The 12,403-nt window shown below is 35.4% G+C and carries 9 protein-coding genes and 1 pseudogene; 6 read left to right on the top strand and 4 right to left on the bottom strand.

Features of this window, described 5'->3' with window-relative positions; all coding sequences use genetic code 11:
* Positions 1–32: 32 nt before the first annotated feature.
* The 4 genes from gucD (at position 33) to AC4NPH_RS05595 (ending at position 5,325) form a co-directional block, all read left to right on the top strand.
* Positions 33–1,499: an alpha-ketoglutaric semialdehyde dehydrogenase GucD gene (gucD, locus tag AC4NPH_RS05610; protein ID WP_098287412.1), complete on the top strand. Its 1,467-nt coding sequence runs from the start codon at positions 33–35 to the stop codon at positions 1,497–1,499.
* Positions 1,500–1,618: 119 nt separating this feature from the next.
* Positions 1,619–2,992 carry an MFS transporter gene (locus AC4NPH_RS05605; protein WP_013056596.1) on the top strand — a complete coding sequence of 458 codons (1,374 nt, stop codon included), beginning with the start codon at positions 1,619–1,621 and terminating at the stop codon, positions 2,990–2,992.
* 35 nt (positions 2,993–3,027) lie between these two features.
* A complete protein-coding gene (gudD, locus tag AC4NPH_RS05600) occupies positions 3,028–4,401 on the top strand; it encodes a glucarate dehydratase (protein WP_013056597.1) in 1,374 nt (457 codons plus the stop codon).
* 219 nt (positions 4,402–4,620) lie between these two features.
* Positions 4,621–5,325 carry a FadR/GntR family transcriptional regulator gene (locus AC4NPH_RS05595; RefSeq protein ID WP_013056598.1) on the top strand — a complete coding sequence of 235 codons (705 nt, stop codon included), beginning with the start codon at positions 4,621–4,623 and terminating at the stop codon, positions 5,323–5,325.
* Positions 5,326–5,899: 574 nt separating this feature from the next.
* Here AC4NPH_RS05595 and AC4NPH_RS05590 read toward each other — a convergent pair.
* Positions 5,900–7,039, bottom strand: coding sequence for a hypothetical protein (locus AC4NPH_RS05590; protein WP_053487186.1), 1,140 nt, complete (start codon positions 7,037–7,039; stop codon positions 5,900–5,902).
* Positions 7,040–7,524: 485 nt separating this feature from the next.
* Between AC4NPH_RS05590 and AC4NPH_RS05585 the strand changes: the two genes are divergently transcribed.
* Complete coding sequence (locus AC4NPH_RS05585) at positions 7,525–7,686, top strand: hypothetical protein (RefSeq protein WP_179879714.1); 162 nt, start codon at positions 7,525–7,527, stop codon at positions 7,684–7,686.
* A gap of 253 nt (positions 7,687–7,939) precedes the next feature.
* Here AC4NPH_RS05585 and AC4NPH_RS05580 read toward each other — a convergent pair whose 3' ends face one another.
* Entirely contained in the window at positions 7,940–9,370 is a 1,431-nt protein-coding gene (locus AC4NPH_RS05580; RefSeq protein ID WP_013056600.1) for a hypothetical protein, read from the bottom strand.
* A 376-nt stretch (positions 9,371–9,746) separates the two neighbouring features.
* Between AC4NPH_RS05580 and AC4NPH_RS05575 the strand changes: the two are divergent.
* Positions 9,747–10,095 (top strand): annotated as a pseudogene (locus AC4NPH_RS05575) (VOC family protein).
* Between the two features lie 61 nt (positions 10,096–10,156).
* Here AC4NPH_RS05575 and AC4NPH_RS05570 read toward each other — a convergent pair.
* Complete coding sequence (locus tag AC4NPH_RS05570; protein WP_055989405.1) at positions 10,157–11,248, bottom strand: AI-2E family transporter; 1,092 nt, start codon at positions 11,246–11,248, stop codon at positions 10,157–10,159.
* A 109-nt stretch (positions 11,249–11,357) separates the two neighbouring features.
* The gene (locus AC4NPH_RS05565; RefSeq protein WP_013056603.1) at positions 11,358–11,552 is read right to left on the bottom strand and encodes a twin-arginine translocase TatA/TatE family subunit; all 195 of its coding nucleotides are present in this window, start codon (positions 11,550–11,552) and stop codon (positions 11,358–11,360) included.
* Positions 11,553–12,403: the final 851 nt, after the last annotated feature.

The raw sequence follows: 12,403 nt of genomic DNA, 5'->3' as shown, positions 1-12,403 counted from the left end.
AATGTAAACGCTTTATAAAAAGGAGAGTTCATATGACAATTAGTGTTCAAGACAAACAATACTTAAATTTTATTAACGGAAAAGGTGTTCCATCATCGTCTCAAGAGATGATGGAGAGTCTAAACCCAGCCAATAAGAAAGAGGCTGTAGGATATGTACAAAAATCAACTCTTGAAGATTTAAATCTAGCGATAAAAGCAGCTAAACAAGCTCAAGAAAAATGGAAGCGCTTGTCAGGCGCAGCTCGCGGACAGTACCTTCACAAAGCTGCGGATATTATGGAAAATAGACTAGATGAAATTGCGGAATGTGCTACACGTGAAATGGGAAAAACCTTGGCTGAAACAAAAGGAGAAACAGCTCGCGGAATAGCTATTCTTCGATACTATGCAGGGGAAGGTATGAGAAAAATGGGAGATGTAATTCCTTCTACCGATGCTGAAGCATTGATGTTTACATCTCGAGTACCGTTAGGCGTTGTTGGAGTTATCACCCCATGGAACTTTCCTATTGCTATTCCTATATGGAAAATAGCTCCGGCACTTGTTTACGGAAATACTGTCATAATTAAGCCAGCTACTGAAACAGCTATTACGTGCGCTAAGATTATCGAATGTTTTGAAGAAGCAGAAATTCCAGCGGGTGTAGTAAATATGATTACGGGCTCTGGATCAATCATTGGTCAAGCTATTGCTGAACATCCAGAAATTAATGCGATTACATTTACAGGATCCGATCGAGTAGGCAAACAAATTGGTCAACAGGCTTTCGTTCGAGGAGCTAAATATCAGTTAGAAATGGGGGGGAAGAACCCGGTAATTGTAGCGGCGGATGCAGATTTAGATTTAGCAGTAGAAGGTACGATCAGCGGTGCATTCCGTTCCACAGGTCAAAAATGTACTGCGACTAGTCGGGTAATTGTTCAGCATGAGGTATATGAAAAATTCAAACAAAAACTATTAGCAAAAACGAAGGAAATTACCGTTGGAGAAGGGTTAAACGAAGACACGTGGATGGGACCATGTGCAAGCGAAAATCAGTTACAGACCGTATTGTCATATATTGAAAAAGGAAAAAGTGAAGGTGCAACTCTTTTATACGGAGGACGTCAGTTGACTGACGGGGAATATGAAAATGGATTTTACGTAGAACCTACTATTTTTGAAAACGTAGAATCGCATATGACGATATCACAAGAAGAAATTTTTGGCCCCGTAATAGCATTGATGAAAGTAGAATCCATCGAGGAAGCATTAGCACTAGCTAACGATGTTCAATATGGGCTAAGTGCTTCTATTTTCACTACAAATATTTCTCATATGCTTTCTTTTATTAATGAAATGGATGCTGGGCTTATTCGAATTAACTCGGAAAGCGCAGGCGTTGAACTTCAGGCACCTTTTGGAGGCATGAAACAATCAAGTTCTCACTCTAGAGAACAAGGGGAGGCTGCTAAAGAATTTTTCACAGCTATTAAAACTGTTTTTATAAAAAGTTAAATACCTTTATTGTATTATGAACCTTTTACTCTCTTAAAAAGGAGGAAAATTCCTCCTTTTTAAGAGAGATAAACATAGGAAAAGAACAAAACAATAAGAGGGGGATGGAATAGGTGATTATGCAAGCTAAACCAAAATTGGAAGCGGGAAGCAGCAAGAAAAGCCATGTACGCTGGTTTGTCGTATTTATGCTTTTTGTTTTGACAACGATTAATTATGCAGATAGAGCGACGCTGTCCATTGTAGGAGACTCTGTTCAAAAAGAATTAGGCTTAAATTCAGTTTCAATGGGGTATGTTTTTTCAGCATTTGGATGGGCTTATGTAATTGGTCAGCTTCCTGGAGGTTGGTTCTTAGACAAATTCGGATCAAAGACAATCATTGCATGCAGTGTATTTTTTTGGTCTATTTTTACCTTTTTTCAAGGATTTATCGGTTTTTTTAGTGGCGGTGCTGCTATAATTATCTTATTTACGCTTCGTTTTATGGTTGGGTTAGCTGAAGCCCCTTCTTTTCCGGGAAATAGCCGTATTGTAGCAGCCTGGTTTCCAAAATCTGAACGTGGGACAGCCTCTGCGATTTTTAATTCGGCTCAGTATTTTGCACTAGTATTATTTTCGCCTATTATGGCATGGCTTACTCACAGGTTCGGCTGGCATTTTGTATTTATTATTATGGGTGTCTTAGGAGTAATCTTAGCTGCTGTTTGGATGAAAGTGATCTACAGTCCAAGCAAACATCCTCGCATTACAAAAGAAGAAGTAAATTACATCCAGCAGGGCGGCGGGCTCATTGATATGGATGAAAAAAAAGTAGAAACAAAGAAAAATACTGGCCCAGGATGGAATCAAATTAAACAACTTCTTAAAAGCAGAATGTTGTTAGGTGTTTATATTGGACAATATTGTATTACGACGCTCACGTATTTCTTTTTAACATGGTTTCCTGTTTATTTAGTTCAAGCACGCGGAATGTCAATTTTGGAAGCTGGATTTATTGCTTCTCTACCTGCCATATGCGGATTTTTAGGAGGGGTGTTAGGGGGAATTGTATCTGATTTCTTTTTAAAAAGAGGTCGTTCATTAACTTTTGCACGTAAGACACCTATCGTTATTGGCATGTTGCTTTCCTGTAGCATGGTTGCTTGCAATTATGTAGATGCTGAATGGATTGTTGTAGTAATTATGTCACTTGCTTTTTTTGGAAAAGGCTTTGGGGCATTAGGGTGGGCTGTTGTTGCTGACACTTCCCCTAAAGAAATAGCCGGTTTAAGCGGTGGGCTTTTTAACACATTTGGGAACGTTGCTTCTATTACAACGCCTATTATTATTGGATACATTGTCAATGCAACAGGCTCTTTTAATGGAGCATTGGTTTTTGTGGGCGCTAACGCTCTTATAGCTATTCTCTGTTATCTTCTTTTAGTAGGAGAAATTAAACGAGTAGAACTGAAGAATATCTCCTCAAAGGATGAAAGTACGCTCAATATGTAAGCGGATTCAAAAAACTTAGATCAGGAGTGAAAAGCATGAATAATTATGTTCTTACAAATAGTGAAATTCAAAACGAAAAAAAGTCGACTACGCCTCAAATTATAGATATGCAGGTTATACCAGTGGCTGGGTATGATAGTATGCTGCTTAATCTCAGCGGTGCCCATAGTCCCTTTTTCACTCGAAATATTGTTATTTTAAAAGACAGTACTGGAAGCACAGGGGTAGGAGAGGTACCTGGAGGTGAAAACATTCGTCAAACGCTTGAAGATGCGAAGACATTTGTAGTAGATCAATCAATCGGAAATTATAATAACATCTTAAATACAGTACGTAAAAAATTTGGAGATCGAGATATGGCAGGACGAGGACTTCAAACATTCGATTTACGGACGACCATTCATGCCGTTACTGCACTGGAAGCAGCTTTATTAGATTTAGTAGGGAAATTTCTTAATGTACCAGTTGCAGCATTATTAGGAGAAGGCCAGCAAAGGGAACATGTTGAAATGCTAGGTTATTTATTTTATATTGGAGATCGCAAAAAAACTGACTTGGACTATCTAAGTGGTGAAAATGAAAAAGTGGAGTGGTTTCGACTTCGCCATGAAGAAGCTCTGACTCCCGAAGCAATCGTAAAACTTGCACAGGCAGCTCATCAGCAGTATGGATTTAACGATTTTAAACTAAAAGGCGGTGTTCTTAAAGGTGAGCAAGAAATAGAAGCGGTAGCAGCATTAGCTGAAAACTTCCCTGAAGCTCGAATTACCTTAGATCCTAACGGGGCTTGGTCTTTGGAAGAAGCTATTCAACTATGTAAAAATAAACATCATGTATTGGCCTATGCAGAAGACCCTTGCGGTAGCGAAAATGGATATTCAGCAAGAGAAACAATGGCGGAATTTCGCAGAGCAACTGGACTGCCAACTGCTACAAATATGATTGCTACAGATTGGCGTCAAATGGGTCACGCTATTCAGTTAAACGCTGTGGATATCCCTCTAGCTGATCCCCATTTTTGGACGATGCAAGGCTCGGTTCGTGTGGCTCAAATGTGTCATGAATGGGGTCTTACATGGGGATCACATTCAAATAATCATTTTGATATTTCACTGGCCATGTTCACTCATGTGGCTGCTGCCGCTCCTGGAAAAATAACGGCTATTGATACGCATTGGATTTGGCAAGATGGTCAGCGATTGACAAAAGATCCTTTTAAAATTGAGGGAGGAAGAGTAGCAGTACCTAAAAAACCAGGACTTGGCATAGAGGTGGATTTAGAACGAATCGAGCAAGCACATCAGCTATATAAGAAAATGCAATTAGGAGCACGTGATGATTCAAAAGCTATGCAGTATTTAATTAAAAATTGGAGCTTTGATAATAAACGTCCTTGTCTGGTACGTTAAAAATTTTTTCAAAAATAATTACAGGGTGCTTTTAGCTCGAACAATTCTACGTCTTTGTTCGAGCTTCTGTTTTTTATAATAACGAGCAGTTTAATACATAATCCTATGTAGATAAGAAATAAGAATAGTTAAGAAGTAGTGGTTGGTAATACATAAAAAAACTCTATATGATATAATTAGTCTTACAAATAAACAATATTCAGAAAAGGGTGGATGAAGATGAGTGGTTCGACTAAAAAAGTGTCATTTGAATCCGTTAATCGTAATACGCTGGCAAAACAAGTAGTCGACCGTATTATTCAGTTATTGGTCAGCGGGCAATTAAAGCCAGGAGATAAGCTGCCAACTGAAATGGAGTTATTAGACGTACTGAATGTAAGTCGCCCTGTATTGAGAGAAGCCTTGAGTGCATTAGAAGTACTTGGTGTAATTACACGAAAAACTCGTGGAGGTACGTATTTTAATAACAAAATAGGAGCACATCCTTTTTCCGTTATGTTAGCGTTATCAATCGATAATTTACCTGCAGTAGTGGAGGCGCGCATGGCACTAGAACTGGGCCTAGTAACCATGGCGGCGGAAAAAATAAACGATGATCAATTAAGACAGTTAAAAGAAACGATCGAGGAAATAAAAAAGAGCACAGATAACAATTACGGTGCAGCGGATAAGGAATTCCATCGAATTATTGCTGTTAGCGCGGATAATCCAGTGGTAGAAGGTATGATTAATTCCCTGCTCTTCACTCATGAAAAAACAGATAGCGAAATTACCTTTAGAGAACCAGCACTTACTGTAGAACATCATACCGCTATTTATAATGCGTTAGCTAATCATGACCCCGATGATGCATTCAAGAAAATGTATCATCATCTTAAATATGTACGTGATAAAGTTCTTAAACAATATAATCCTACTAAATAAAAAAAACACACAAAGCAGATGTAAAGAATTTGTTTTGTGTGTTTTTTTATGAAGTTATACAGATACATGAAGTAAGAAAGAGCGTTTCTATTTTATGGGAGCGCTTTTTTCAGTGAGTTATATATTTTAATTTAATGTATTCGGATATATAAATGCTGTTTATTTGCTGTCCATTGTTTTATAGAAATTACTATATATTTATAAGAGATTAAAAAGACATTAAAAACATTAAAAACATTGCTAAAACTTATATGGGTAAAAGCCTTCTGCTGACTGAGGTTAAAGGGAATAAAGTAATCAAAAAAACTGCAGTTTACTACAAGAATTTTCACGAAAAAATATAGGATTTTTTTATAACAGCCATATTTTCTACGCAGTAGTTCGGAAAATAACGTTTATTTATTGTGTTTTTTGTTCATTTAGTTGATTTTTTTCATGAAAACGAAAATCATTATCATTTAAAAGGATTTATTATAGCTCACAGACATTTATGTTTTAGTAAGTTAAAGAGAAAGAAAGAATGGAAGGAAAATAGAGTAGAAATGAGTAAAAAAAGGCATAACAAAAAAGAGTATTATAGAGCGTTAATTTTTGCCTGATAATACCCGTTGGCAATTTTGCGGATATACGTAAAGAAGTTTGACTCCATTTCATGCACAAGAGGGCGAAATGCATCCATACTTTCTTCTATGTAAGTTTGTTGTAGGTGACGCTGAACGGACGTTAATGATTTTTCGATTATATCTAAACCAAACTCATGTACAATGGAATGAATATCTTCCTTTTTAATTGAATAATGTCCAAAAGATTTAAAGAAATTCTTAAACTGAGCAAATGCATGCTCTCCACGGATTTTTTCGATTTCTTTTTGTTTTTTACTATCATGAGCACCAGTTAAATTAAAGCTTAAAATAAAACCATCCTTGATTTTTTCAATAATTGATTTTCTTGGCTGCTTTTCTTCTAATAATGTTTTGACACAATCATCTTTTTCTAGCACATCGATACGGAAAATTGTACTCAATTTACTAGCCATTTCTTTAATAGCAGCTTTATAGCCAATGTATTTTGGAAGAATGTGTTTTACCTCGGTGTAAGATAAAAGTGCTTCTGAATCTTTCTTTACGTTTACATCAGATTCGTATACGTACAACGCACGTAAAGCCAGACGCAGCATGTTGATATTTTTAATAGCCAGCAATTGATAAATCACTTCCATCGAAACAGAAGTATAACCACCTTTTGAAGTATATGTATTGTTATCTTCATCAAGCATTCCAGGATTATATGATATGTTTTGAACATCAGCAGCTTCTTTTATATGTAAATCTAAAAAATCCTCTAAATAGTTGTTTAAAGAAACTTGAATATAGTCTCCCCATAAACGATCCCAGCGAATGATGTCATAGTCTTCTAAAAGCTTATTATTATTTTGAACGGTCCGAACGGAACATTGGATTGTATTAGCCAGTTCTTGCTCAGAAATAATTGAAATATGCCCCTGGCTGTTACATTTGGCTACGTAAGCTAAAATTTGCTTCATCAGAGAACCCGTCCACTTTATGTCTACAAAGTTTTTTGCTAGACCGAATGAATGTTTTTCATAGTAATAGCTGTTGTCTCGTTTCGTCTTTCTATTTAAGCCGCTCATGACAATCAGCAGCTTGTTTGCTACAAGGGTGTGCCGTTTTAGTGAAAGCTTTTGTATACTCATATAGTGACCTCCTTTCCAAAGCTATAGACGTCGTCTTTTACAGTATAGACACAGTCATATAGGCTGTAAAATGACATGTTTGCACGGGAAAATGGTGCATTTTTTTAAAAGACTAGTGATACCAAGGGATGAAACACCTATTTACAAGGTGACATATTTGCACGGAGATGTGGAGCAAAAATAACGTTATATTTCATAAACGTTGATAAAACAGCATTCTTAAGCTAAATGTCGTATTATGACGGATGAAATACACAAAATGCGACAAATTCAAAAAAATTTTTGATGTAAAAATGACATATTTGCACGGAGAATAGGAGCAAAAATGATAAAAGTAAAGATTCAGGCAAGGAAGTGACACATTTGCACGGAAAATAGGGACAAAAAAAAGAAAAATGCCCTTTTTGAGACACAAAAAGTTCACATTTTCAAAGGGGATAAACAAACATTTACAGCGGAAATGGTGTTTTTTTTAAGGAAGTGACATGTTTGCACGGAAATCTGGAGCAAAAAACACTTTTGCACGGAGATGTGGAGCAAAAAATGGAGAAAACGAAGGGGAAAAGTCGCTGTCACAAGAAAATTTATGTAAAAGTGGCATATTTGCACGGAAGATTGGAGCCAAACTTATAGTAAATGCAGGATAAAAAGAAAAATGACACATTTGCACGGGAATCTAGAGCAAAAAATAATTATAATACCTTTTTTAGACACAGAAAGTTCACAAAATGACGAGAAAGGTGAAGTTTAACTGCCATATTAGCAGGGGAAATAATATGTTTACATGAAGAATTGGAGCAAAAAAACACTTTTGCACGGAAATATGGAGCAAAAAATGCAGTGATTAATAGTAGATAGATAAAAAGAATGCTCTTATAAAGATTATAAGAGCATTCTTTTTTAGCCTATAGAACTTGTTACGTTTTGATAAATAGAAAGGGGAGCATATTCGTAATCACCGGCTAATAAGTCTTTTACTTCACTTTCTCCCACAGGAATAAAGGTAATTTGAAACACTTGGCCTACTCTTTTATAGGATTGGACGGCTAGTTTTTGTTCGACTAGCTCATCTAAGGCTGTTTCAATTTCGACAAGGTTTTCTTTTTTTCGTCTTTTTCGAAAGCGGACTCTTGTCGAAAAATATAAATAATCTCTTGTGACATTGTATGAAGATTTTGTTTCATAGCAAATGAGACGCTCTTTTTGCATAACGAATAGCAAATGGTAAGCGGCGTCTAAACTTAATTTTTCTACTTTATTTTTATAGATACGCACCGTTTGACGTTGAATATAGTCTCTATATATCACTTCATTGACGTGAATTTCAGCAATTCGCGTTCCGTTCGGCATCGTAGTAATATCCACAAAGTCAAAAATACCATAAGCAATTTTTTTATTATGCTGCACTTTTGTCATGCTGTAGTGCTTCATTTTCGTAATTCTTTCTTCTATCATCTGATAGTTGCGCTTACTGTCTGTTTTATAAAGTGCTTTCACAAGGTCACCAATTTTTACGTTAATGATTTTCTGTGTAGCGAACAATTCATCGCGCTGGCTCATGATCTCTAAAAACACTTTATAATCAAACCGATCTAAATCACTAATTTTATTTCCGTTTTCTTCAGCGTATTCTTTTTCTATTAACAATTCGTAATCTGTCCCGTCTTCAGAGTTATAAGTACTTAAGAAATATTCTTTTCCTTCTTTCTCTAATAGGGGTTGCTCAACGAGAAGCTTTGCTCTTGAGTTAGAGAAAAAAGGGTTCTCTACAGTTGAAAAAGGGCTTTCAATAATACTATGATTTCCATTTTGGAAGCTTGGGTCCAGTATAGTCAGCCCAATAATAATAGATATATCCGTATGGATTGCTTTTTCTCGCTGGGTCTTGGTTTTTTGATGAATATAAGGATAATCCGTTAAGAAGAAGCTATCTTCTTGACTCCATTCACGTAGAATATCAATTCGTTTATCAATGACTTCTTCCGGAGATGATACATTTTCAAACTGTTTGCAAAAGAGTTCTTTTCCATTCGTTTTATAATAAGCTGTTAGCGCTTTGTATTCTCCAATCAGCTCTTTATTCTTCTTAGGTTTTTTTTGCTCATAGTCGCGTATAGCAGCATCTAACCATCTGCGTTTCGTACGATTGAGAAAGTCTTTTTTTAAAATCCTCAACGCTTCGTTTACATCTTTATTTTCAAAGTGCTGCTGATAAAGAGGGAGGATGGTGCTTTCTAAATCTCCTTTTATACTTTCGTTATAAACAGATAAGAGGCGTAATTTAGATACTCTATCAATGACTTCGCGTATGAGTAAAGATGAATAATCCATACACATCTAACCTCCTTAACCTTAAGTTAGTCATTTTAATTCTTAGCTGGATAGTGGCTTTAAATCTATTGTAATGCACGAAAGTTCGATGCTACAAACAAAAGAAGGCTACTATCTATAGTCTATTTTTCATTATACACGTGCAAAGCAGAGGAAGGGGGAGATTTTCTCATTTTCTTTTTTAGTAATCTACATTTGGTCATGAAGTATATACATTTGCCGTGTAGCTTATGTATGGAGAATAACCGTGTCCGCAAGACTACTAATTCTGCTACCGAGTTTAATGGACTGATAGAAAGTATCTCAAAATAAAAGGTTATCAGCGATTAAAAGAGAATACTTTGTAAAACTACTAAATCCATACCGGAGGTCATAAATGAACCCTATATTAAATGAAGTAGGCACGGTTTTTATTCCTGTAAAGGACATAAAAAAAGCACGACTGGTATTGTGACATACTAGGTTTGATAGCAGATGGAGATATTTTATATGATCATTTATATGTGATACCTATGAATGGAACAGGAATTGTATTAGATAGCAAAACTTATTCAAAAAATACGCTTTTTAAAACGCCAGCTTTTCATTTGAATACAAACGATATTAAAGAAGCTTATGAATATATGAAACAGAAAAAAGTAGAGCTAACGACAGGAATTCAACACAATCATTGGTTTACATTTAAAGATCCGGATGGAAATCACCTGATGGTGTGTCAGTGCTGAACCTATGGAACAATAAAAGGACCTTCAAGAGAAGGTCCTTTTATTGTATTGCCTTTGCATTTTACAACTTGATAGATTTGTTTCTGAATTGAATCATTCTTACAATATTTATCACAATGGTTTTTGTTACAGCATAAGCCGGAATCGCTAAGATCATTCCGAGTATTCCTGCAATATTACCCGCAACAAGCAATAAAATAATAATTGTTAAAGGATGTGTGTTTAATTTCTTTCCAATTACTAGCGGAGAAATAATGTTCCCGTCGAGCTGTTGAACGATTACGACGACAATAATTACTAATACCGCTTTTGTAGGAGAGTATAATAAACCTACGATTAAAGCGGGTGCTACGCCAATAAAAGGGCCGACGTACGGGATAATATTAGTAAGGGCTCCTATTAGTGCGAGTATTAATGCATAGGGCAACCCGATGATGAGGTAACCAATGAATGTACTAATACCGACAAACAAACAAACGAGCATTTGGCCTTGAATATAAGTAGCTAGCGTATTTGTTGTTTCTTTCATTGTACGTAACGTTTCTTTTCGGTAAGAAGCAGGAACCATACGCAGCGTATTTTTACGAAGTTTATGGCTGTCTTTAAGCATATAAAAAAGAATGAAAGGAACGGTTACAACCGTAAGTGTAATATTTGTTACGACGCTTAAAACAGATGAAATACTGTTTGTGAGATTCGTAGGTAAAGTAGACGCGTAGTTTAAAAGTGACTCTTCAATATGATCGAGCGACACATATTTTTGTTCAACGAGCCAGTTAAACCATCTTGAGTTAGATAAATCATTTATGTACTCTCTCGTTTCTACAATATAAGACGGAATATTCTTAGCCAAATCAGTTAATTGTTTAGATAAAGTAGGTCCCACACCGCCTACAATAGAAGCAATTACGCCGATAAAAACAACGTATAATAGTAAAATGGCCAGTGTTTTTGGCACTTTTTTTCTTGTGAGAAATGACACAATTGGTTCGAATAAAAAGAAAAGAAAACCAGCTACGAGAATAGGGAAAAACAAAGTGGAGATAAACACACCGATTGGTAGAAAAACAAACGAAATATGTTTACAAATGTAAATCAGTAAAGCAATCATTAATAGTTCTAATGTCCAAAAATGCAGTTTCGATTTAAACAAAAAGTTACCCTCTTTCTTTACTATTTTTTACTATCATACATCAAAAAAGAAACCCACTGCACGTGAAAAGTGGGCTTTTTAGTCTGTATAACTTTCATTTACATAAAAATTAGGATTTTTCCTCTTTATCTTCAGTGGTATTCTCTGGAGTTTGTTTGTCGTCATCCTGTATAATTCCTTCCGCCGCATTTTTAAATTCTCGCAGGGAATGTCCAAATGCTCGTCCTATGTCCGGCAATTTACTTGGTCCAAATACAATTAAGGCAGTAATTCCGATTACGACCATGCTTGTAGCTCCTGGCATGATATCCTCTCCTTTAAAAGCAATGAATATATGAAAATTAAAAAGAGATAGTAAATAAAGTGCATGTTTATACTATTCACTTTTCTCTTTAAAATTCCTTTATTTTAAATGATACGAAAATAAGGTGAAGCGGCTATGTATGGTTTAAATGCTAGTAGTGATATTTTGCATACGAAATTAATTATAGCATTAAAGACAGCCGTTCGCCTTATTACCCTTGTATAAGCTCTATGTAAGTTTGAAGAGCTTTGTATAAATGGAAGCTGCATGAACACAAACCGGTAAAAGTGTGTTTATAATCAGCTGTAAGTAAAAAGCGGGACAACAGTATTTTAGCCCAGGAAGTAGCCGCACAATTAATCGAGATTATTGATTAATTGTGCGGTCTTTTTTTATTGTGATGGTGAACGTAGGTTTAATGTGTTAATAATGGTAAAAAACTGCTCTGTAATTTTTACTGTTTTATAGATAAGTCAAATGACTCTTACTAATTGATAGATAGCATGTGTAAAAGAAATGACTTTTGATGATGGTTTTCTTAGCAATTTATTACCTAAATGTGGATATGGAAAGTATGAGAGGGAATATATAAAAGAACCATAAAAACATTTGTCTCTGTAAGCGTTTTATTATTTGTTTTAATAAAGAGCAAAAAAAGGATGTTTTTCTCTAAATTTTTACCATTGAATATTTTGAATAAAGTTCATAAAATAAACTTGTAAGCGTTTTAAAAGATTAGGAAGTATTTATCTTGAAAGTTGAATAGAGATTTATTTATGAAGAAAATAAATGTGATTTTTTGCTTTTGATTACCGTTTCCGAGTAGACCTTAACAGTTAGCAGCAAATCGT

This window comes from Priestia sp. MDV22-iso46 (assembly GCF_058629175.1).
Note: the sequence above shows the minus strand (reverse complement) of the source record. Positions and strands in the feature narration are given on the sequence as shown.